Source organism: Luteitalea sp. TBR-22, from assembly GCF_016865485.1.
Classification (GTDB): Bacteria; Acidobacteriota; Vicinamibacteria; order Vicinamibacterales; family Vicinamibacteraceae; genus Luteitalea.
Genome location: NZ_AP024452.1, coordinates 4119531 through 4141452 on the forward strand (window position 1 = coordinate 4119531; position 21922 = coordinate 4141452).

General features: G+C 71.1%; 21 protein-coding genes. 11 read left to right on the forward strand and 10 right to left on the reverse strand.

What is annotated here, in order from left to right; translation table 11 throughout:
* Positions 1–79: 79 nt before the first annotated feature.
* Entirely contained in the window at positions 80–376 is a 297-nt protein-coding gene (locus TBR22_RS17335) for a hypothetical protein (RefSeq protein ID WP_239489103.1), read from the reverse strand.
* A gap of 131 nt (positions 377–507) precedes the next feature.
* Here TBR22_RS17335 and TBR22_RS17340 point away from each other — a divergent pair, with 131 nt between their 5' ends.
* The gene (locus TBR22_RS17340; RefSeq protein WP_239489104.1) at positions 508–1158 is read left to right on the forward strand and encodes a DUF1080 domain-containing protein; all 651 of its coding nucleotides are present in this window, start codon (positions 508–510) and stop codon (positions 1156–1158) included.
* Between the two features lie 93 nt (positions 1159–1251).
* Here the strand turns inward: TBR22_RS17340 and TBR22_RS17345 are convergent, their stop codons facing one another.
* Complete coding sequence (locus TBR22_RS17345) at positions 1252–4017, reverse strand: glycosyl hydrolase (RefSeq protein WP_239489105.1); 2766 nt, start codon at positions 4015–4017, stop codon at positions 1252–1254.
* A 49-nt stretch (positions 4018–4066) separates the two neighbouring features.
* Between TBR22_RS17345 and TBR22_RS17350 the strand changes: the two genes are divergently transcribed.
* The 3 genes from TBR22_RS17350 (at position 4067) to TBR22_RS17360 (ending at position 7071) form a co-directional block, all read left to right on the forward strand.
* Positions 4067–4528: a hypothetical protein gene (locus TBR22_RS17350; protein ID WP_239489106.1), complete on the forward strand. Its 462-nt coding sequence runs from the start codon at positions 4067–4069 to the stop codon at positions 4526–4528.
* A gap of 117 nt (positions 4529–4645) precedes the next feature.
* On the forward strand, positions 4646–5041 hold the full coding sequence (locus tag TBR22_RS17355; protein ID WP_239489107.1) for a BlaI/MecI/CopY family transcriptional regulator: 396 nt from the start codon (positions 4646–4648) through the stop codon (positions 5039–5041).
* Positions 5038–7071: a M56 family metallopeptidase gene (locus TBR22_RS17360; RefSeq protein WP_239489108.1), complete on the forward strand. Its 2034-nt coding sequence runs from the start codon at positions 5038–5040 to the stop codon at positions 7069–7071. Before TBR22_RS17355 ends, TBR22_RS17360 begins: the two co-directional genes overlap by 4 nt.
* 67 nt (positions 7072–7138) lie before the next feature.
* On the opposite strand, the gene TBR22_RS17365 is transcribed toward TBR22_RS17360, so the two are convergent.
* Positions 7139–7981, reverse strand: a complete 843-nt coding sequence (locus TBR22_RS17365; RefSeq protein ID WP_239489109.1) for a hypothetical protein — start codon at positions 7979–7981, stop codon at positions 7139–7141.
* Between the two features lie 203 nt (positions 7982–8184).
* Here TBR22_RS17365 and TBR22_RS17370 point away from each other — a divergent pair, with 203 nt between their 5' ends.
* Positions 8185–8334: a lmo0937 family membrane protein gene (locus TBR22_RS17370; protein WP_239489110.1), complete on the forward strand. Its 150-nt coding sequence runs from the start codon at positions 8185–8187 to the stop codon at positions 8332–8334.
* Between the two features lie 93 nt (positions 8335–8427).
* Positions 8428–9030: a BON domain-containing protein gene (locus TBR22_RS17375; RefSeq protein WP_239489111.1), complete on the forward strand. Its 603-nt coding sequence runs from the start codon at positions 8428–8430 to the stop codon at positions 9028–9030.
* Positions 9031–9100: 70 nt separating this feature from the next.
* Here TBR22_RS17375 and TBR22_RS17380 read toward each other — a convergent pair whose 3' ends face one another.
* The gene (locus TBR22_RS17380; protein WP_239489112.1) at positions 9101–10126 is read right to left on the reverse strand and encodes a radical SAM protein; all 1026 of its coding nucleotides are present in this window, start codon (positions 10124–10126) and stop codon (positions 9101–9103) included.
* Between the two features lie 237 nt (positions 10127–10363).
* Here TBR22_RS17380 and TBR22_RS17385 point away from each other — a divergent pair, with 237 nt between their 5' ends.
* The 3 genes from TBR22_RS17385 (at position 10364) to msrA (ending at position 11823) form a co-directional block, all read left to right on the forward strand.
* Entirely contained in the window at positions 10364–10636 is a 273-nt protein-coding gene (locus TBR22_RS17385; RefSeq protein WP_239489113.1) for a DUF4190 domain-containing protein, read from the forward strand.
* Between the two features lie 5 nt (positions 10637–10641).
* A complete protein-coding gene (locus TBR22_RS17390; protein WP_239489114.1) occupies positions 10642–11031 on the forward strand; it encodes a DUF2752 domain-containing protein in 390 nt (129 codons plus the stop codon).
* 144 nt (positions 11032–11175) lie between these two features.
* The gene (gene msrA, locus TBR22_RS17395) at positions 11176–11823 is read left to right on the forward strand and encodes a peptide-methionine (S)-S-oxide reductase MsrA (protein WP_239489115.1); all 648 of its coding nucleotides are present in this window, start codon (positions 11176–11178) and stop codon (positions 11821–11823) included.
* Between the two features lie 28 nt (positions 11824–11851).
* Here msrA and TBR22_RS17400 read toward each other — a convergent pair whose 3' ends face one another.
* The 3 genes from TBR22_RS17400 to TBR22_RS17410 are packed head-to-tail and all read right to left on the reverse strand — an operon-like array spanning position 11852 to position 16383.
* Entirely contained in the window at positions 11852–13981 is a 2130-nt protein-coding gene (locus TBR22_RS17400; RefSeq protein ID WP_239489116.1) for a response regulator, read from the reverse strand.
* Positions 13982–13984: 3 nt separating this feature from the next.
* Positions 13985–14764 (reverse strand): ATP-binding protein, encoded by a 780-nt coding sequence (locus TBR22_RS17405; protein WP_239489117.1) that lies wholly within the window; start codon positions 14762–14764, stop codon positions 13985–13987.
* Between the two features lie 56 nt (positions 14765–14820).
* A complete protein-coding gene (locus TBR22_RS17410; RefSeq protein WP_239489118.1) occupies positions 14821–16383 on the reverse strand; it encodes an alkaline phosphatase in 1563 nt (520 codons plus the stop codon).
* An 81-nt stretch (positions 16384–16464) separates the two neighbouring features.
* Here TBR22_RS17410 and TBR22_RS17415 point away from each other — a divergent pair, with 81 nt between their 5' ends.
* Both TBR22_RS17415 and TBR22_RS17420 read left to right on the forward strand, forming a co-directional pair.
* Entirely contained in the window at positions 16465–17421 is a 957-nt protein-coding gene (locus TBR22_RS17415) for a class I mannose-6-phosphate isomerase (RefSeq protein ID WP_239489119.1), read from the forward strand.
* Positions 17422–17609: 188 nt separating this feature from the next.
* Positions 17610–18332, forward strand: a complete 723-nt coding sequence (locus tag TBR22_RS17420; RefSeq protein WP_239489120.1) for a TetR/AcrR family transcriptional regulator — start codon at positions 17610–17612, stop codon at positions 18330–18332.
* A gap of 102 nt (positions 18333–18434) precedes the next feature.
* On the opposite strand, the gene TBR22_RS17425 is transcribed toward TBR22_RS17420, so the two are convergent.
* From TBR22_RS17425 to TBR22_RS17435, 3 genes are all read right to left on the reverse strand, one after another.
* Positions 18435–19388: a sugar phosphate isomerase/epimerase gene (locus tag TBR22_RS17425; RefSeq protein ID WP_239489121.1), complete on the reverse strand. Its 954-nt coding sequence runs from the start codon at positions 19386–19388 to the stop codon at positions 18435–18437.
* A 63-nt stretch (positions 19389–19451) separates the two neighbouring features.
* Positions 19452–20969, reverse strand: a complete 1518-nt coding sequence (gene ilvA, locus TBR22_RS17430) for a threonine ammonia-lyase, biosynthetic (RefSeq protein ID WP_239489122.1) — start codon at positions 20967–20969, stop codon at positions 19452–19454.
* 289 nt (positions 20970–21258) lie between these two features.
* Positions 21259–21885, reverse strand: a complete 627-nt coding sequence (locus tag TBR22_RS17435; RefSeq protein WP_239489123.1) for an HAD family hydrolase — start codon at positions 21883–21885, stop codon at positions 21259–21261.
* Positions 21886–21922: the final 37 nt, after the last annotated feature.

Genomic DNA, 21922 nt, shown 5'->3' on the forward strand with positions numbered 1-21922 from the left:
CAGGGCTCGGGGCTCAGGGCTCAGGGCTCAGAAAGCATTCTGAAAGGTGTCTGAGCCTTGAGCCGTAAGCCTCGAACCGTCAGTCCGTCTCCGAGACCAGCGCCGCTCCGCCCTCGTACTGCTTGCGCCGCTTCTCGCCGCGGGCCTCGTCGTCGACCGGCAGGCTGCCGCGCTGCTCCGGCGTGTCGCGCTCGATCAGGCGGTCGAGTGGCATCGTCTCCACGTCGTGGTCGTGCACGGCGTCGTCGAGGAGCCGCTTCTGATCGAGCTCGTCGTCATAGCTCACGCCCTCGTCCTCCTCTTCGGTGCGCTGACGTTGCCGGTGCTCGATGTCCTCCAGGTTGGCCGACGGGCCGATGCGTTCCTTGTGAGTCATGGCCTGGTGCCTTGCAAGCCGCTTGCCCGGTCGCCGTTCGTGGTTCGGCGTTCGGGGTCCCTTCAGCCGTCCCGCGTTCGGCGTTCTCGACATTCTGCTAGAGTTCCGGCGGCATTCTTTCCGGAGGACTCATGCGCATCCGTCTGTCCCTGACCGCCGCGCTCGTCGGCGCCGCCCTGCTCCTCGCTCCCCTCGCCGTCACGCGCCTCGAGGCGCAGGACGGCTGGATCTCGATCTTCGACGGCAAGTCGCTCGACGGCTGGAAGGTCGGCGAGAACGCGGCCACGTTCAAGGTCGAGGAAGGGCACATCGTCGTGTTCGGGCCGCGCGCCCACCTGTACTACATGGGGCCCGTGCAGAATCACGTGTTCACCGACTTCGAGTGGAAGGCCGACGTCATGACGTTCCCGGGCTCGAACTCGGGCATGTACTTCCACACCGAATACCAGGAGGGTGGCTGGCCGCAGAAGGGCTACGAGGTGCAGGTCAACAACTCGCACACCGACCCGATCCGTACCGGCAGCCTCTACAACATCGTCAATGTGATGAACACGGCGCCGGCCAGGGACAACGAGTGGTTCACCCAGCACATCATCGTGAAGGGCAAGACCGTCACCATCAAGGTGAATGGCAAGACCACCGTGGAGTACACCGAGCCGGCCGGGGTGCAGCGTCCCGCGGACATGGCCGGACGCCTGATTTCGAAGGGGACCTTCGCGCTGCAGGGCCACGACCCGAAGAGCCGCGTGCACTACAAGAACATCATGGTGAAGCCGCTGTAAGCCTCGCTCCTGGGCGACGGTCCGTCATGGTCCGCTGGCCGCCGGGAAAGCCCGGCGGCTACGCCCTGGCCCTCACCACGCCCTTCCTTGCGCTCACCACACCAGCCGCGGCGTGCCGATGATCCCGCTCGGCTGCGGCACCACCTTGTCGATGTCCTGCGGTTCGAACCGCTTGCCGTGGCGCAGGTGCAGCAGTCGATAGTCCGGCTGCGGCCGTTCCGCCCACCGGTTCAAGGCGGTGTTGCCCACCCGCACCTCGAGGGTGTTGCGGCCGGGCTGCAAGGCACCACGCATGTCGACGCGGAACGGCGCGGTCCACACGGCCCCCACCTCGCGTCCGTTCACGGCGACCACGGCACCGTCGCGCACTGGCGCGTCGAGCCAGGCGCGCATCCCATTGGTCAGCTTCTCTTCCGGATGCGGTGAGCCCTCGCCGAAGTCGAGCCAGACGGGGCATCCGCCCGCCAGCACGTCGGCTCCGACCTCGACGTCGCGCCTGTAGGTGACCACGCCCGAATGGAACCGCATCCCGGGCAGCTCGTGCCATGAGGTGAGGGCCGGCATCGAGCGCGAGCCGTCAGGCGCCTCCAGCCGCCACCCGTCGGCGAGTACCCGGGTGCCTCGCGACACGCACGCGTCAGTCGACGCCGGCGAGGCGCCGCCGCCATCGAACACGATGAACACTGACGCATAGGGTTCGAGCGCGATCTCCACCGAGGTCGTCGTACTGCCCGGCGTGAGCGTCAGCGCCTGCCGGTCGCCGGTTCGTGGATCCCACTTCTCCGCTCGCGTGGCCGTGACGCGAAACGCGGCTGCGGTACGCACCCGTCGGTTCGTGGTGTTCGCGACGAAGTACACGTCGGTGTCGTCGACGCGGCGGTGCACGAAGCCGATTGCCTGCGCATCGGACTGCCACTGCACGTCGGGCGTGACCTGCGCCGACAGCCGCGCGCCGAGGTCCTCGTCGCGTTCCACCAGGCGACCGCCGGCCAGGCCACTGCCGAACAACGTCTGCGACGCCCGCGCCACATGCGCGTGCGCGTCGGCACCCGCTCGGAAGCCCGGGGCCCGCGACGGCACCTGCCGCGTCGCGACCACGGTGCCGCCGGCGCGCGCGAACGACACCAGGAGGTCCATGGTCTGTGGCGGCACGATCGCCGCATCGGGCACGACGACCGCCCTGAAGCGCGACTTGCCGACGACGAGTTCGCGACCGTCGACGCGCGCGTCGACCTGCAGGCGGGCGTCGTCGACGACGTCGAAGCCGAAGCCGGCATCGAGCAGGCTGCCCACCAGCGTCGTCCCGACGTGATCGCGCAGCATCTCGAAGAGGTGGACCTTGCCGGGCCGCATCCGCGACCACGCGTCGCTCGTGGGCAGGTACAACGCGACGTCGTTGACCGACGTGCCCAGCCGCAGCACGGCGCTCGTGCGCTGCAGGTACCGCGCGAGGTCGGGCATCACGATCCACCACGGGTTGGCGTCGCTCAGCACCGACGCGGCGTAGAAACGCGCCCCGGGCCAGTCGACGCCCGCTGGCGTGTTCGGCCAGCCGTGCCCGATCAGTTGCGTGACGCCTTGCAGGAAATGCCGGTCGGCCTCGACCTTCACGTCGAGCGGCGTCGCGGCCAACGACGGCGAATGCAGCCACGTCCACGTCTCCGACGAGGTGACGGGACGGCCGAAGACGTGCGCGGCAGACGAGGCCCAGCGTACCGAGGTGACCGTGCGCCACTGCGCGCCTTCGCCTTCGGGCAGGTCGACGAGCCCGGCGCTCGACGGACGCGCCGGCGGGATGCCGTACGTCTGCACGCGGAGCCGCGTGTCGTGCGCGTGGGCCCACTGCGCCAGCGGGCCGAGGAACTCCGTCTCGAGGCGCTCGGTGAGGAGTTGGCCCCAGTCGTGTCGCACCCCGCGGCTGTGGTCGTCGTCGCCGGCCACCAGCGCCGGCAGGTGCTCGCGCAGGTCGTAGCCGTATCGCGCCGTGAACGCATCGAGCAGCCCGGGCGTCCAGTCGGATCCGAACACCTCCAGGCTGTCGCAGAAGATGGCGTACGGACGCGACGAGGCGAGGGCATCGAGCAGCGGCGCGCCGACCTGGCCGAGATACCGGTCGAGCGCGCCGCGGTCGTAGTGGTCGAGCACGAAGCCTTCGCCGCCGATGGCGGGGCGCTTGACCATCATGCCGGTGCGGCTGGCGACGAACACCCATGCCTGGTGAGGCTGGTCGAGCGAGGCGGGCAACGGGAGCCGTCCCTCGGCCGGCGTGCCGTCGAGTCGACGGAACGCGTCGGGGCTCGTCGGAGCAGCAGTGCCAGCGGTCAGGTACACCGCGAGGAGACGCTCCCCGGCCCCGACCACGGGCAGCCCGACCGCGCGCGAACCTGCCGGCACCAATAGTGTCTCGATTCGCAACGCCCCAGCGGCATCCGCGACGTTCACGCTCGGGCCCCCGAAGGGCCAGCCGCTGCCCAGGGTGAGATCGAAACGCAAGCCGAGCCGGGCGGCCGCGGCGCGCGCATGCGCGAGCGCCTCGAGGAATGCCGGCGACAGGAACGGCCGCACCTGCGAGGCTGGCGCGTCGCCGTCGAGGGTGAGTGGATAGACGGGCTGGACCTCGACGCCGCCGAGTCCGCCGTCGCGCATCGCCTGCAGATCGCGATCGAGGCCGGCAGGCGTCACGGTGGGCCCGAACCACCACCAGCGCATCATCACGCGCGCCTCGTCGGGCGGGTGCTCGAACACGCGCCACACGGCCGAAGACCTGTCGGCGTTGGGCACGTGCTCCTGCGCGATGACCACCGCCACCGCGGCGAGCGCCACGACCAACCCCGCCGACAAGCGGACACGGGACGTCATCAGGGCTACAGGCTACTGCGGCTGGCCCGAGCGTTGCACTCGGGAAGGCATGGCCCGAGTCAATCCTCCACTGTCGAGCGAACACGTGCAGTACAACCCCATCCACCGCGTCACCGGCCTGTTCGATGGCCACGACGCGGTCACCACGGCGGTCCGTGACCTCGAGGACGCCGGCGTCGCCCGAGACGACGTCGACATCCTGTCGGGTGCCGAGGGCGAACGCGCCCTCGACCCGTCGGGCGATGCCGGGGGCATGCTGGGCCGGGCCTTCCGTTCCGTGGAGAACATGGTCTCGGACACGGCCAAGTTCCACGAGATCGCCGCCGCCACCCTCAACGCCGGCGGCTTCATCGTCGCGGTGCGCTGCGAGGGCGACGAGGAGCACCGCCACCGGGTCATGGGGATCCTGACGCGCCAGGGCGCCCGCGACGTGAAGTACTGGCACAACCTCTATGTCGAGCAGGGACACGAGGACGAGCCGCGGCAGAACCTCGTCCGCGAGGATCGCTGATCGGTCCCGGTGAACTTCCGGCGGGACGGCCTCGTCTGAGACTCCGAGGTTGACGACAGATGTAGTCAGTGGCAGGATGGCCCTGCTGCCTACAACTGTAGTCACCAGGAGTCCAGCATGCACGCCCTGACCCCCAAGCGCCCCGGCGAGCAGGAACTCGCCCTCCTCACCTGGCTGGCCGATCACCCCGCCATCACCGTGGGCGAGGTCGCCGATCAGTACGGCGCCGCGCGGGGGCTGGCGCGCTCGACGGTGCTCACGATGATGGAGCGCCTTCGGAAGAAGGGACACCTCACACGTCGCCGGGTGCAGGGCCTCTTCCGCTACTCGGCCGGCGCGGGGCCCGACGCGGTGCTCAAGGAGGCGGTCGGGAGTTTCGTGTCGCGGACCCTCGGCGGCTCGGTGTCGCCGTTTGTGGCCTATCTCAGTGACGACGCCGAGGTCACGCCGGAGGAGCTGGCCGAACTCGAGGCACTGGTGGCGCGGCTGCAGACAAGGGCGAGGAAGCCATGATCCTGCTCCTGCCGCTGCTCGACGGGCTGCGCACCGGCGCACTGGCCCTCGTGGTGACCGTCCTGCAGGCCTCGGTGGAGGCAGCCGCCGTCGCGGCCGTCGTCTGGGCCACGTGCCGGGCGCTGCCTGCCCTGCCGGCACACGTGCGAGCGTGGCTCTGGTGGCTGGTGTCGCTGAAGCTGCTCCTCGGCCTGCTGCCGGTGCCCGGCCTCGGCGTCCCGCTCTTGCCCGCGCCGGTCACCGAGGCGCGACCGATGGGGCCTGCGGCGGCCCCGGTCCCCGCGTCGGTCCTCGCCGGGACGCCGCGTCGCGACGCGAGCGCGGGCGACGACCGCCGGCCCGCCACGATCCACGCTCCCCAGGCAGCGGTCCCGATCGCCAGGCTGCCGTACGCGTCGCTGTGGCCGGTGGCGCTCGCCGCCGCGTGGCTCCTGATCGTCGTTGTCCAGCTCCGCGGCCTGGGCCGCGCCCTCGCACACGCCCGGCAGTTGCGCGGGCAGGCCACGCCGGTCGGCGCGCCCATCGCCCGACGCGTCGCCGTGCTCGTGGAGCGATTCGCGCTGCGGGTCGTGCCTCGCGTGCTCGCGTCGCGACTGGCGGCAGGGCCGCTGCTGACCGGCGTGTTGCGACCGGCGATCCTGCTGCCCGCCGACGGCGTGGAGCGGCTCACGCGGGAGCACCTGGACCTCGTGCTCGGTCACGAACTGGCGCACGTACGGCGCGGCGACCTCGCCTGGGGCTGGGTGCCGGCCGTGGCCTCGCGCCTGTTCGCCTTCGATCCCGTGGCGCGCCTCGCGGCGCGCGAGTACCTGGCCGCGCGCGAGGAAGCCTGCGACGCGGAGGTGCTGCAGACCCTCGACGTGGCACCGGCCGACTACGGCCGGATGCTCGTCACGCTCGGAGTGGCCACCACAGACGACGTGCTTGCGGCCGCGGGCGCGTCTCCCTCGTTCGTCATGCTCAAGAGGAGACTCACGATGCTCGATCGTTCTCGCACCCCAGCCTCGCGCTGGTGGTGGATGCTCGCTGCCGCCACGGCCGCGTGCGTGCCGCTCACGGTGGTCGCGCAGCCGTCGGCGCCACCGCCCCCCGTGCCCCCGCCGGCCGCGGTCGCGCCGGTTGCCCCCGTGACTGCCGTCGGCGCCGCGCCACTTCCGGACATGCCCGTGCCGCCCGTGCCGCCACCACCGCCTGCCGCGCCGCCGGCCGAGCCGACACAGCCGGGCGACGTACCGCCCGCGCCTCCTGCCCCGCCGGCGCCACCGGCGCCGCCGGTCCCGCCGGCGCCAGATGAGGGCCAGGAGGTCCGTCACGGGTCACATCGTCTGCGCACGCCGTGGGTGCTCGTGTCCCCGGACGAACGCGATCTCCGCATGGGCGACTCGCGTCAGCGAGCGGCGGCCGAACGGCAGCGCCAGTCGCCGTCGGATCGCTTCCTGTGGTTCGAGCACGAAGGGCGTGAGTACGTGACGCGTGATGCGGCGACCATCCAGGCCGTGAGGGACGCGTTCGCGCCGCTGAAGGCCATCGGCGCCGAGATGGGCCGCGTCGGTGAGCGCATGGGCGCGCAGGGCAGGACGCAGGGCGACCTGGGCGCGCGTCAGGGCGAGCTCGGCGCCCGCCAGGCGGAGCTGTCGGCGCGGATGGCGCAGGTCGCCGCGGAACGCGCCGCCCGCGTCCACGTCCACATGCAGGAGGTGCAGCATGCCGGTGCCGACGGGCGACTCACCGAGGCCGACCGCGCCCGCCTCGAAGAGGCACGGGCCCGTCTCCGCGAGCTCTCCGCGCGCGACACGGCGGAGGCCCGGCGCTCCGAGGAGGAACTCCACGCGAAGATCAGGGAGCTCGCCGATCAGCAGCGCGCGCTCGGCGAGCAGATGCGCACCCTGTCCCGCCCGATGTCGCAGTACGGCGCCGAGATGCGGGCCCTCGGCAAGCAGCTCGAGGCCGCGCTGGACGAGGCCGATGGGCGCGCCACGGCCACCCTTGGCGCCGCGATCGCCAACGGCAAGGCCACGCCCGCGAAGTGATGCCGATGCCGGGGATGCTGCGAATGCCGTGCGACCTTCGGCATTCCGGCATCGACGGCACCGCCGCCTACTTGAAGCTTCCCACCGTCGCGGTGACGGTGAACGGCACCGGGGTCGTCTGCAGGTTCTGCCAGAGCTCGAGCTCGATGGTCGCCGTGGTCGCCTTTGCCTTGAGCGTGTAGGTGTACTCGCTCTCGAGCGGCGAGGTCATCGAGCCGTTGGCATCGGCCTCGATTTCCGTGCCGGCCGCGTCGAGGAAGCGCAGCCGCTTCATCGCCGACATGCGACCGGCCACCTTCAACGTGATCGTCCCTCCGGTGTCGGTCGGCTCGAAGTCGCCGACGACACCGGCAATCGTCCCGAGCTGGAACGAGGTGCCCTTGGTCAGGGCCACCTTCCGGGCCTGCACCGTCCGCGTCCCGGCGGCGGTGGTCACACCGAGCGTGCCCGTCACCGTCACGGATGAGGCGCCGGCCGCCGGCAACATCGGCGTCCGGACCGAGATGATGCCCGCACTCTGGTCCTCGGTGTAGGTCGGGAACGAGCCCCAGTCGGGCTCGATGTTCATGTCCGTCTGCTTGTCGTCGGTCCAGGCCGTGATCTCGCTGTCGTCATCGTCGATGTCCAGCAGCGCGGTGCCCGGGGCGACCTTCACGCCCAGCGCGATCGACACGCCCGGCTGAGCATCGAAGGCCACCGCATCGCGGAACCGTCCCTTACCGAGGCTCCTGGCCACCACCTGTAGCCCTGCAAGACTCACCGTCGGGTTCGGCTTCGGAGCCGCGGCCGCCTTGGCTGGCGCCTTGGGCGCTGGCTTGCCGCGCCCCTGGGCGTGGACGGGTGGCAGCACGGCCACCGAGATACCGAGAGCCGCACCGACACCGATCGCGAGGAATGCGGGAAAGCGCATGACAAGTCGTCCTTCCGGAAGAGGTGAACTCCCCCTCACAACGTCAGCTCGTGCGTGATCGAACACATCGGCAGGTGCCAGAGGGCGGCGGCAGGGATGCCCGCGTGCGCACCCGGTCCGTTGGCACGATGACTGCTATCTGGACACATGGGCAGGTCGCCCCGGCGCACGTCGCGTCGGCGCCCTGCCGGGAGACTCGACCCATGTTGCAGACGCTCATCGTCGTCCTGGTCCTGCTCTGGCTGCTCGGGATGGTGAGTTCGTACACCCTCGGCGGCTTCCTCCACGTGCTGCTCGTCGTGGCGCTGGTCCTGCTGGTCGTGCGCCTGGCCACCGGACGTGCCGTGGTCTGAGCACACGCGCGTCACAGCTGAGCCAGTCGGCCGCCTCGTCTTGTCGTGCGGTCGGGTTGTTGCCTATCGTTCTCCCTTCGGGACGCGCGCGTGATGCGCGCGTCTGCGTCCACACTTCACGAGGAGAACGACAACGTGCGCACCACGATGACGATGGCGGCCGGCGTGCTGCTGGCGAGCCTGGCCGCGGGCTGCGGGCCGTCGGCGGCCGAGCGCCAGGCCGAGGAAGCCCGCAAGGCCGCCGAGGCCGCGGCCAAGCAGGTCGAGACCGCGACCGCCGAAGCCGCCAAGCAGGTCGATGCGGCAACCAGGGAAATGGGCGCCAAGATGGAGCAGGCCGGCGCCGAGATGCAGAAGGCGGCTGGCGACATGGCCGCGGCCGCCAGGACGCAAGGCGCCGACGCGGCGACCGACATGATGCAGGCGGGCGCCAATGCTGCCGTTGCGGCGGCCAAGGTGACACAGGCGGCGGCGACCGCGATGACGAGTGCCGCGACGACGGCCGCGGTGAAGGCGGCGCTGGCCGGGACCGCGGGGCTGGACGCCAGCGGCATCGACGTGGACACGTCAGCCGACGGCAAGGTCGTGACCCTGAAGGGCCACGTGAAGTCGGCGGCCGCGAAGGCGGCGGCCGAGAAGAGCGCGCACGGCGCCGCCACGACGGCCACCGTCAGGAACGAACTCGTCGTGAAGTAGGTTGTCCCCGAGCCCGGGCGGTGCGACAGGGCCGGGGAACCGGCCCTGCCTTCCAGAGGCAATGAACGTCTTACGCGTCAGGCACGGGCGCCGCGGCGGGCGATGCTGCCGCCGCCGGGGCCTTCTCGCCGCGGCCCGAGAGGCGGGCGACGGCGCGGCCGATGCCGAACGACGCGTCGAAGATGGCTCCCACGCGCAGCCCGCCCGGCAGGTGGTGGCGCGCGATGGCGTCGAGCCCGGCCGACGCGATGCACCCGCACTGCGCGCAGTCGGGGTTGCCGCCGAACTGGCACGGCGTGATGCGGCGCTGCAGGTCAGACGACACGCACAACGTCGTCTTGGCGAACGTGCAGTCGTCCGGGGAGGCGGGCGGCTTGAGGTACACCTCCACCATCCCCTTGGGCATGCGCAACTTCGGGTAACGCGTGCGCAGGTCGAGGATGTTGCGCACCACGCGCACCCGATCCTCCGGCCGTAGACGCTCCTCCGACTCCTCGCCGATCTGCGGCGTGTAGAGGCTGAACCACACCTGCCGCGTGTCGCGATTGGCCGACCAGAAGTCCAGGAATTCCTCGAGGTAGCCATCGCGCTGCACGATCTGCCGCGTGATCGTGCAGTGCACCGTGATCTGGTGCCCGGCGATGTGCTTCAGGATGCGATCGTAGGTGGCCGGCGCGCGCCGCACGTCGTGCTCGGGCGCCAGGCCGTCGATCGAGACCACGATCTGCAGGCGCGGGATGCGCGCCCACGCCTCGGGAATCGGGCGCACCGCGCTGGTGACGACCTGCACGTAAAGGCCCATGGCCGACAACTGCGGCAGCAGTTGGTCGAGTTCGCGGAATCGCACGAGCGGCTCGCCGCCGATGATCGACAGGTGCAGCGGCTTGTGGATGCGGACCGCCTCGAGCACGCCGGCGACCAGGGCGTCGCCCTTGAGGTCAGCCATCTGCCGCAGCGTGAGGTCGCCGCCGAGGTGATCGTCGCCGTAGGCATAGCAGCCCGGGCAACGCAGCGGACATTCCCGAGTGATTTCAATCGACAGGTTTGGGCGGTATCCCCGCAGAATCCGGCCCCACGCCGGGAAGATGCCTTCCATTCCACCTCCATCGCGTCACGACCGCGTGCAGGTACTGTCTCATGGATTGGCCCGAATTCCGCGCCTTCGCCTCATCGACGGGTTTGTGCGAGACTGCACGCGCTTACACTAGGGCCGCACGTCCAGTCCCCCTTCGTCCGGAGTCGAGCGCGCATGTCCACGCCTCCCGTCCCGCCCGCGTTTCCGCCACCCATGCCCCCCCGCGTTCCGCCGCCGTTCCCGGGCGGAGCACCCGCGGTGCCCCAGCAAGCCAGCAAGGCCACCATGGCCGTAGTCGTGGGCGTCCTCGGCATCGTCTGTTGTGGGTTCCTCGCGCCGGTGGCCTGGTACCTCGGCAACGAGGAACTGAAGCATATCGACGCCGGCCGCATCGCGGAGAGCAACCGGGGCATGGCGCAGGTGGCCAAGATCCTCGGCATCATCGGCACGATCCTGCTCGGGCTCGCCCTGCTCTGGATCCTGTTCTTCGGCGGGATGGCGGTGCTCGGAGCGATGACCGGCAGCATGTAGCGCCGATGGCGGTTCGCAGAACCCCGGGGACGGTGGCTGCGGCCATCGTCCTGCTCCTCTCGGCGACGGCGGTGCTGTATGCGGTCGACCCGACGCAGCACCGCCTGACGCTGCCCTGCCCGTACCTCACGCTCACCGGGTACGCCTGCCCGGGGTGCGGCCTGACGCGCAGCCTGCACTTCCTGCTGCACGGCGACCTGGCCCGCGCCTTCTCCTTCAATCCGTGGGGCCTGGTGAGCGGTCCTGCCCTGCTGCTGTTCGTGTTCCTGCCGGCCGTGACCGATGAGGTGCGGGCGTCGCGCTGGCGCACCGCGCTGGCCTGGACGATGCTGGTGGTGACGCTTGCGTTCTGGGTCTGGCGCAACACCACCGCGTACCCGTTCGTGCGCGTCTAAAGACCGGGCACCGGGCACCGGGCACCGGGCACCGGGCACCGGGCACCGGGCACCGGGGCCGTAGCCGTCGGCCTTGGCCGACGGTCGGTCGCGACAGCCGACTGCCGGTTGTCAAACACCATCCGCACAGGAGAGGACCAACCGATGTGGTTCACGAGGAAATCGCTGCACGTGCCCACGGCGGCCGAGGCGTTGCCGGGACGTGAGACGCCGATGCCGGTGCCGTCGCGGCACCACGTGTTGCCGGCCCCGCTCGACGGGCCATTCCCGGCCGGCAGCGCCTTCGCGCAGTTCGCGATGGGCTGCTTCTGGGGGGCCGAGCGCAAGTTCTGGCAACTGCCCGGCGTGATCTCGACGGCGGTCGGGTACGCCGGCGGCTACACGCCGCACCCGACCTACGAGGAGGTCTGCACGGGACTGACCGGGCACACCGAGGTGGTGCGCGTCGTGTACGACCCGGCGCGGATCCCGTATGCGGAGTTGCTGAAGACGTTCTGGGAGAATCACGACCCGACGCAGGGGATGCGTCAGGGCAACGACGTCGGCACGCAGTACCGCTCGCTCATCGGGTGCTACGACGCCGCGCAGCGTGCCGCCGCCGATGCGTCACGCGACGCCTACCAGGCTGCGCTCGATGAGGCCGGCTTCGGCCCGATCACGACCGAGATCGTCGATGCGCCGACGTTCTACTTCGCCGAGGCGTACCACCAGCAGTACCTGCACACCCACCCGAACGGCTATTGCGGCCTCGGCGGCACCGATGTCGCGTGCCCGATCGGCGTCGGGGTGTGAAGGAGCGACAGCCGGCGGGCGGGGGCGGTCAGCGCGGCGATCGCTGGCTGGCCGCCGTGAGCCGTTCGCGGATCAGGCGGATCAGCGTGGCGGGCCGATAGGGCTTCTGCAGGAAGTTGACGCCGGCCTCGAGCGACAGGCGCGACTCGTCGGACTCCTGGCTGTAGCCGCTCGAGAAGATCACCGGCAGGTCGGGCCGATCCTCGATCAGGCGTGACACCAGGTCGGTGCCCATGATGCCATCGGGCATCACGATGTCGGTGAGCACCAGTTCGATGTCCTTGCGGTGACGCGCCCAGATGTCGAGGGCTTCCCGGCCCGAGGCCGCCTCGTGCACGCGGTACCCCTGCCGCACGAGCACGTCGCGCACCATCTCGCGCACCGCCAGTTCGTCCTCCACCACGAGGATGCACTCGTGGCCGCGCGGCAATGGCGGCGGCGCGGCGAGCGCCGGCGTCGGCACCACGGTGCCGGCCAGGCACTGCGGGATGTACACGTCGAACTGCGTGCCCTCCCCCACCTTCGTGCGCACCTCGACCCAGCCGCGATGCTGCTCGACGATGCCGAACACCGTCGCCAGGCCGAGCCCGGTCGAGCGCGCCTTGTCCTTGGTCGTGTAGAAGGGCTCGAAGATGTGCGGCAGGTGCTCGGCGGCGATGCCCGTGCCGGAGTCGCGGACCGTGAGCCGCGCGTACTGGCCGGGCCCGGGGGCCGCGGTCGCGGTGCGCGGTGGGCGGGCGTGCACCACCGCCGTCGACACCACCAGGGAGCCGCCGGTCGGCATCGCATCGCGCGCGTTCACGGCCAGGTTCATCAGCACCTGCTCGATCATCCCGGCGTCGGCGTTGATGTGGACCCGGCCAGGGGCGAGGACGCTGTGCAGCTCGATGTCGGCACCGATCAGGCGGCGCAGCAGCTTGCCGAGATCGGCCACCAGTTCGTTGACGTCGGTCGGGGTCAGCTGCACCACCTGCCGGCGACTGAAGGCGAGCAGCTGCCGCGTGAGTTCGGCGGCCTTGTCGGCCGCCTCGCCGATGGCGCGCGCCGCCGGGGTCACCTCGCCCGGCTCGAGCAGGTTGTCCTCCAGCAGCGCCGACTGCCCCTGGATCACGGTCAGCAGGTTGTTGAAGTCGTGGGCGACACCGCCGGCCAGCTTGCCGATGGCCTCCATCTTCTGCGACTGCCGCAGCTGCGCCTCGAGACTCGCGCGCTTGGCCTCGCTCTCGCGTCGCTCGGAGAGGTCGCGAAGGAAGGCGCTGTAGGACAGCCCGGCCGACGAGGGCACCGGCACCAGCGAGAGCTCGAGCGAGAGGTCCCGGCCGTCGCGATGCTCGCCAAGCGTCTCGACGCGCCGCTTCACGCCGAACGCGCACGCCGGCGGGAAGCCCTCGGCCAGCGCGTCGACGAACGGCACCCGCTCGGCGGGCGCCAGGCAGACCTCGTGGAACGGGCGACCGATCACCTCGACGCGCGACCGACCGAAGATCTCCTCGGCGCGCAGGTTCCACTCGGTGATCTGCCCCTGCGCGGTGAACGACACGACCGCGTCGAGGGCGTGCTCGATGATCAGGCGGGTGCGCTCCTCGCTCGCGGCGAGGGCGCGCTCGGCGCGGCGACGCTCGGCCCGGCTCTCCGATTCGCGCAGTTCGCGCTCCACGGCCGGCACCAGTCGCGTCAGGTTGCCCTTCATCAGGTAGTCGTTGGCGCCGAGCCGCATGGCCTCGACCGCCAGGTGCTCGCCGACGGTGCCCGAGACGAGCAGGCACGGCAGGCTGGTGCAGTGCTGCCGGACGATGCGCACCGCGTCGAGCCCCGACAGCTCCGGCAGCGAGTAGTCGACGATCGCCAGGTCCCATCGGCCACCCTGCAGGGCACCGCGCAGCCCGTGCGCATCCTGCACGCGCAGGATCTCGGGCGCGAAGCCGCCCCGCTCGAGCTGGCGCTGCACCAGCCACGCATCGTCGTGCGAATCCTCCACCAGCAGCAGGCGGATGGGGCGAGCCGGGGCACGACGCACGCCGATGGCGCGGCCGGCGCCGCCATGCGGGTCGCCGAACAGGTGCGGCTGGCCGGCCGGAACCACGGCATCGACGGGTTCCGGGCCCGTGACCGTGGGACCGGGCTGGCGACGAACGAGCGACAACGACGAGTCGGCCATGGGCTAGTCGGGAGGGGCGGCGGGCAGCGAGAGGTGGAAGGTCGCGCCCTGCCCGGGGACGCTTTCGGCCCACAACCGCCCGCCGTGCCGCTCGACGATGCGGCGCGCGGAGGCCAGACCGATGCCGAGCCCCTCGAAGGCTCCAGGGGCGTGCAATCGCTGGAACGGCACGCCGAGCCGGTGGGCCTGGCGCATGTCGAAGCCGATGCCGTTGTCGCTGACGCTGATCACCACGTCGTCGCCCGCCCGGGTGACCGCCACCGTGATCAGGGGGCAGGCGGCACGACGCGTGAACTTCCAGGCGTTGGTGAGCAGGTTCTCGATCGCGATGCCCAGCAGCGCCGGATCGCCGAGCACGGGGATGCGATCGGCCACGCGCGTCGCGACGCGGCGTCCCGGCTCGGTCCGGGCGAGGTCCTCGAGGATGCGGCTCACCACCGGCGCCAGGTCGGTGGGGTCGGAATGCAGGGCGCCGTGCCCGAGCCGCGACAGACGCAGGAGCGCATCGACGCGGTCCTCGACGGTGCGCCGCGCCTGCCTGATCCGGCTGACGAACTCGCGCGCCTGATCGGGGAGACGGTCTCCGTAGTCTTCGACCAGCGCCTGCGCGTATCCCTCGATGGCCCGCAGGGGCGCCCGGAGGTCGTGCGAGAGGGCGTGCGTGAGGGAGTCCGCGTCCGGGTCGGGAGCCGGCGGTCGGAGGACAGCAGCGTCGGCGACCGGCCCCTCCGTGGTCGGAGGGCCGGAGGCCACGCCCTGCCGGGGAGGAGGGGGCGCAGTCACGGTCCAGGTCTCCCCCACCTTGTCGGCATCCTGCCGCCCCGGCTGTAGGGAAGGGATCAGCCGGCCAACGTCAGGCCCGGACGTCCGGCCTCCATGACATACGTCCGCCGGGTCTCGAGGGGGGCTCCCGGGCGGGTGACCCAGGGCACCACCCGGTAGTGCGTGGTCCAGGCCTCGGGCGTGACGTCGGCCAGCAGGTAGCCGCGGCGGTCGCAGGTGTAGTGGATGTTCGGGTTGCGCGCGAGGATCGGGTCCGAGGACGCGGGCGCGTCGGTGCCGTCGCCGCCGCTGGTGACCGACGTGGTCACGAACTCGCCGCCGACGGGGCGACCCTCGGGCCCGCCGACGTGCAGCGTCGCCGCGTAGTGCCGGTGGATGTCGCCGGTGAGCACGACCAGGTTGCGCGGGCGCGTGGTGAAGGTGTCGAGCACGCGGGCGCGTGCCGCGAGGTAGCCGTTCCACGAGTCCATCGGCGCGGCGTTGCGGCCATCGGGCAGGGGCCGCACCAGCTCGCCGAAGAAGACCTGCTGCCCGAGCACGTCCCAGCGCGCCCGGGAGGCCTGGGCGCGTTCGCGCAGCCACGCTTCCTGTGCGGCGCCGAGCATGGTGCGGCCGGGACGGGCAGCCTCCGCGCAGTCGACCTTGTTGCCGTCGCCGCAGGGCTGGTCGTCGCGGTACTGCCGGGTGTCGAGCATGTACAGCGTCGCGAGGTCGCCCCACGCGAGGTCGCGATGCAGGCGCATCCGGCTGCCGTCGGGCCGCGCCGCCTGCCGCAGCGGCATCACCTCGTGGTAGGCCCGGAACGCCGCCGCCCGACGCGCAAGGAACTGCTCACGCGTCTGCCCGTCTTCGGGCACGTCGCCGGCCCAGTTGTTGTCGACCTCGTGATCGTCGAAGACCACCGCGAAGGGAGAGGTGGCGTGCAGCGCCTGCAGGTCGGGATCGAGCCGGTACCGCGCGTAGCGCAGGCGGTAGTCGGCCAGCGTCGTGATCTCGCCCTGCGCGAAGGGCCGGGCGACCGGGGTCGACGGGTTGCCGGCGTATTCGTAGATGTAGTCGCCGAGGTGCAGCACGAGGTCGGGGCGCTCCCCGGCCAGGTGCGCGTATGCGGTGAAGTGCCCGGTCTCGTAGCGGGAGCACGACACCACCCCGAAGCGCGCGGCCGGCGCCTGCCCCGCCGCGGGGGCGGTACGCGCCCGGCCGGTGCGCGACTGCTGCCCCATCGCCGTGAAGCGGTAGTAGTACTCGCGGCCCGGGGCAAGGCCGCCGACCTCGACGTGCACGGCGTGCGCCGCCGAAGCGCGGGCGTTCACCTGCCCACGACGCACGATCCGCGTGAACTTCTCGTCGGCCGCCACTTCCCAGCGCACCGCGACGTCGCGCGCCGGCATGCCGCCGAGGCCGTCCGCGGCGAGCGGCACCGGCGCCAGCCGCGTCCACAGCACCACGCTGGTGGCCCACGGGTCGCCCGAGGCCACGCCGAGCGTGAACGGATCGGGCCCGCTCACGTCGCGGAAGGCGAGGGCGGGCGCGCGTCCCGCCCACGCGGTGACGGCGGCGGCGCCGCTGATGAGGAGTGCACGCCTGGTGCGTCCGCGGGCGTCGAGGGAGGTGGACATGGGGAGATTCTAGAGGGGCGCCTGGCTCGCGTCGCGAGGGGCAGGGCGCAGGGCCCGCGGCGTGGCGCTTAGAATGTGCGGATGGCCGCCGCCTGGGAACGCCCGTTCGCCCTCCAGCCCACGTTCGCCGAGCGGCCGTGGGGCGTCACCGACCTCTCCCCGTGGTTCACCGCCCCGGCCGGCGCGGCGCGGATTGGCGAGGCCTGGTTCACGGCCGACGGCAATCCCACCAGCCTCGGGCCGACGTTCGGCGAGATCGTCCGGGCCAATCCGGTCGAGATCCTCGGCCCAGACCACGGCACCGAGTGCCCCCTGCTGCTGAAGATGCTGTTCACGTCGGAGCGCCTCTCCGTGCAGGTGCATCCCGACGACGCGTATGCGGCGGAGCATCATGGGGGCTCCCGGGGGAAGACGGAGGCGTGGCACGTCCTGCACGCCGAGCCGAACGCGACGATCGGGCTCGGGCTGTCGGCGCCGCTGACGCGGGAGCAGGCCGAGGCGGCGGCCGTGTCGGGCGAGATCGAGCGGTTGGTCGACTGGCGGCCGGCAGCGGCGGGCGACACCTACCTGGTGCCGGCCGGCACGGTGCACGCGCTGGGGGCCGGGCTGACGCTGGTGGAGATTCAGGAACAGTCCGACATCACCTACCGGCTGTTCGACTACGGGCGCGGCCGTGAGTTGCACATCGAGCACGGTCTCACCGTGTCCGACCTGGGGCCGTACACGCTCGGCAACGATACGCGGCACACCGCTGACGCGGGCCGCACGATCCTGACGCACTGCCGGTATTTCACGCTGGAGTGCCGGTCGATCTCCGCCCCGGTGGCGTTCGCGGCGCTGGCGCCGCACTTCCACCTGGTGATTGGCATCAAGGGGCAAGGGACGATCGATGGCCGGCCGCTCTCGCCTGGAAGCGTGTGGTGCGTCCCCGCCTCGTCGAATGCGTTCACCCTGGAAAGCACTGATGGATGCGACGTGCTGATCACCTATCCATCCGTGACCGCGACGCCGTCGTTCTACGAAACGCCAAATAGCTGAGCACAGGCGACTTGTCGTCGAGGTGTGGCGGCATCCCGCTAGATCTGGACGCTTATCGCTCGGCTGTATTTCACTCACTGAACAGATTCATTGAATGATTCTTACCGTCAGCGACGGCACCCGAGAACATACTTTACTGCACAGAGTCTCACGTTTGACTTAGTAGACTCATTGAGTACATTCATCGAATGAACTCGACCGGCCCCATGGACGACCCCGCGCTCCGCCTGTCGCTGGCCGTGGGGGTTCGCCAACTCGCCAAGGCCCAGACCAGGGAGCGCGTCAGGGAGGCGGCTCGGGAGCTGTTCAGCACGCGGGGCTTCGACGACACCACGAGCCAGCAGATTGCCGATCAGGCGCGCGTCGCCGTCGGCACCTTGTTCCAGCACGCCAGTGACAAGGAGGATCTCCTGCTCCTGGTCCTCCACGATCCGATGGCCGCGGCCATGAAGGAGGCCCTCGCCACCCCGGTGCAGACCGAGCTCGTGACCGAGGTGACCCTGCTCCTCGGGGCGCTGTTCGAGCCGTATCTGGCGCTCGACGTCGCCGGGGCGGCAGCCCTGCGCGCCCACTGGTTCGGCAGGGGCCCCAACGCGCGCGCCGTCCAGTGGCTGCACGAGACCTTCCGCGACCAACTCGCGGCACGGCTCGAGCGCGCACAGCAGTCCGGCTCGCTCGCGGAGGGCGCCGATGCGCACGTGCTCGCGGGCAACCTGATGGGGCTGTGCCAGGCCGCGCTGCTCGAATGGATGTGGATCGGCGATGACCTGGAGCTCGCCGTCAGCCGACTCCGCGCGTCGATCGCCCTCCAGCTCATTCCGCTGCAGACCACGCCGGGCACTGGTCGGGAGGGAGAACCACAGGACGAGGTCGCGGCCGGCGACGGCGACGATGCCGACGGCCTCGACTGAGACGACATCGCCCTCGGCGGCCAGCGCGGCCAACGAGGGCGATGTGAGGGGGCGGCCCATCAGGGGCCGCGAGCGCCCCGCACGGGGCGGGGCGGGCGCAGCTCAGGCCGAGGGTGTGGCCTTGGCCACCGGTGGCTTGCCGCCGAGGAAGTTGTCGATGCGTGCCACGACGTCGGCCAGGTAGGCCTTGTCGCCGCCCTTGATCTCGGTGGTCATGTAGCCGTTGTAGCCGATGTCGTGGAGCGCCTTGCGGACCTCCACCCAGTCGATGTCGCCCTCGCCGAGGTGCACGAAGTCGAACTTGCCCTCGCGCCTGTCGAGGCGGAAGTCCTTGAGGTGCACCTTCTTGATCCGCGGTCCGAGCGTCCGGATCCAGTCCTGCGGGTAGGCGTAGAAGACGATGTTGCCGACGTCGAAATAGGCCTGCACCCACTTGGACTTGAAGCTGTCGACGTACGTGTTCATCTCCAGCGGGCTGAGGAGGAACTTGTTCCACACCTCCTCGATGCCGATGACGATGCCCTGCTTCTCGGCCTCGGGCAGGATGCGCTCGCGGATCACCTTGTGCGAGCGGTCCCAGGCGTCCTTGTAGCCGGTCCTGGCGTCGACGACCGCGGGCACGAGCAGCACCGTGTCGGCGCCGAGCAGCTTGGCATTGGCGATGGAGGTGAGCATCCCCTTGACGCTCTTGTCGACCACCGCCGGATCGGGCGAGGACAGGGGCGAGCGCCAGTGCTCGCTGTTCATCACCGAGTGGATCGGCAGCTTGGCCGCCTGGGCGGCCTTCGCGATCTCCTCGGCGACCTTCGGGTCGTCGATCGTGTTGACCTCCATGCCCTCGAAGCCGACCTCGCGCGCCAGCGCGAAGCGTTCGGCATACGGCAGGTCCTTGGGGAGCATGCCGATGAGGACGGCCTTCTTCGGCGAACCGCCGGGAGCGGCCAGCGCCGTGGACGGGGCCACGCCGGCAGAGGGGGCCAGGACCGAGGCAGCCGCGGCAGCGGCAGGCGCGGCGGCGGCCTGCTTCAGGAACGAACGACGGGAGGAGTGGGACATGCGCGGATGATGTGCCACGGTGACACGGAGGTCAAGGACCGCCTGCCGGTCCCCGGGCCCCCGTCAGGCGAGGAACCGTTCGTATGCGTCTTCCCCGGTGTCCTCGAACGACCGGTAGCCCAGCGCCTCCAGGAAGCCGTCGAAGGCCGCGTCTTCCTCCGGCGGCACCTCGAAGCCGGCCAGCACGCGACCGATGTCGGCCCCGTGGTTGCGATAGTGGAACAGGCTGATGTTCCAGCGGCCGCCGAGCGTGTCGAGGAACTGCAGCAGGGCGCCCGGGCGCTCGGGGAACTCGAAGCGGCACACGCGCTCGCGTGTCACGTCGCGTGACCGTCCGCCGACCATGTAGCGCACGTGGAGCTTGGCCAGCTCGCTCTGCGTGAGGTCGGCGACGCGATACCCGCCCTCCCGCAACCGCACCAGCACGTCGTCGGCGTCGGCCCGCGACCGGGTCCCCACCCCGACGAAGATGTGCGCCTCGGCCCGCGTGCTCAGGCGGTAGTTGAACTCCGTGATGACGCGGGGCCCGAGGATCGTGCAGAACTCGCGGAAGGCCCCCTTGCGCTCCGGGATCGTGACCGCGAACAGCGCCTCGCGCTGCTCGCCGAGTTCGGCGCGCTCGGCGACGAACCGCAGGCGATCGAAGTTCATGTTGGCGCCGCTCAGCACGGCGACGAGCGCGCCGGGCGGGAGGTCGGGTTGCGCCGCGGCCCACGCCTTCAGGCCGGCGACCGCCAGGGCGCCGGCCGGCTCCATGATCGTCCGCGTGTCGTCGAAGACGTCCTTGATGGCCGCGCAGATCGCGTCGTTGTCGACCAGCACGATCTCGTCGACGGTCTGCGTCGCGATCGCGAACGTGTGCTCCCCCACCTCGCGGACGGCCACGCCGTCGGCAAACAGCCCGACGCGCTCGAGCACGACGCGGTGGCCGGCCGCCAGCGAGCGCGCCATCGCATCGGCATCGACCGGCTCGACACCGATGATCCGCACCGCGGGCAGCACCGCCTTGACGTAGGCGGCGATGCCGGCCAGCAGCCCGCCGCCGCCCACCGGGATGAAGATCCCCGCCAGCTCGCCGGGACGCTGCCGCACGATCTCGTCGCCGACCGTTCCCTGCCCGGCGATGACCAGCGGGTCGTCGAAGGGGTGGATGAACGTCGCGCCCGTGCGCGACGCCTCCTCGCAGGCGAACGCGTAGGCATCCGCGTACGTGTCTCCGGCCAGCACCACTTCCGCGCCACGGTTGCGCACCGCGTCCACCTTGATGTCGGGCGTCGTCTGCGGCATCACGATCGTCGCGCGCATGCCGAGGTGCTGGGCCGACAGCGCCACGCCCTGCGCGTGGTTGCCGGCGCTGGCCGCGATCACGCCGCGGCCGCGCTCCTCGGCGGTGAGCCTCGCCATGCGGTTGTAGGCGCCGCGGATCTTGAAGCTGAAGACCGGCTGCAGGTCCTCGCGCTTGAGCAGCACCGACGTGCCCAGTCGCGCCGACAGCCGCGGCGCGGGGTCGAGCGGGGTCTCCCGGGCCACGTCGTAGACCCGGCTGGTGAGGATGTCGCGCAGGAGCGAGTCGAACGGCACGTCAGGCAGCACTATACCGGGAGTCGGGAGTCGGGAGTCGGGAGGCGGGAGCCGGGAGTTGGGAGTCGGGAGGCGGGAGGCGGGAGGCGGGAGTCGGGAATCGGGAATCGGGAAGCGGGAGTCGGGAGTCGGGAGTCGGGAATCGGGACGCGCGCCGGGTATCTGGTACCGGGCACCGGGCAGGGGGCACCGGGCACCGGCAAGGTCAAAGAACAAAGTACCCAGGATTGGGGCAGAAGGCAGAAGGGTCCCGGGACCTCGACCCGGGAACGAGCGCAGCCCCCGAGCCTCAGCCCAGGAGCAGTGCGCGGAGATCCTCGACGGTGGTGACCAGCGCGTCGGGTTCGGCAGCGCGGAGGTGGCCTTCCTCTCCGACGCCCCACGTGACGGCGCACGTGCGCAGGCCGGCAGCGCGACCGGCGGCGACGTCGCTCGGGGCATCGCCGACCATCCACGCACCGGGGCGGCCCACGCCCTTCAGCGCGTGGTGGATGACGTCGGGAGCGGGCTTGTGCGGGAAGTCGTCGGTGCCCTGCACGTGATCGAGCGCGTCGGCGATGCCGAGACGCTCGACGACGGTCCGCGCCATCCAGGAAGTCTTGGTGGTGGCCACCGCGAGCGCGTGCCCGCTGGCGCGCAGTTCCGAGAGCAGCGGCACGATGCCCGGGAACGGGCGCGTGCGGTCCGCGCAGCGCTGCGAGTAGTCGCGCCGGTACTCGGCCACCAGGTCGTCGAGGACGTCGGCCGGGGCCCAGGGCGCGTACATCTCGCGCAGCGGCTTGCCGATGAGCAGGCGCACCGCGTCGGGCGGCGGCGGTTCGGCGCCGATCACGTGGAAGCTGCGGCGGAAGGCAGCCGTGATGTCGTCGAGCGAATCCACGAGCGTCCCGTCGAGGTCGAACACGATGGCGGTCACCCTTGAATTGTACGGGCTGATGGCGCGTGGCTGACGG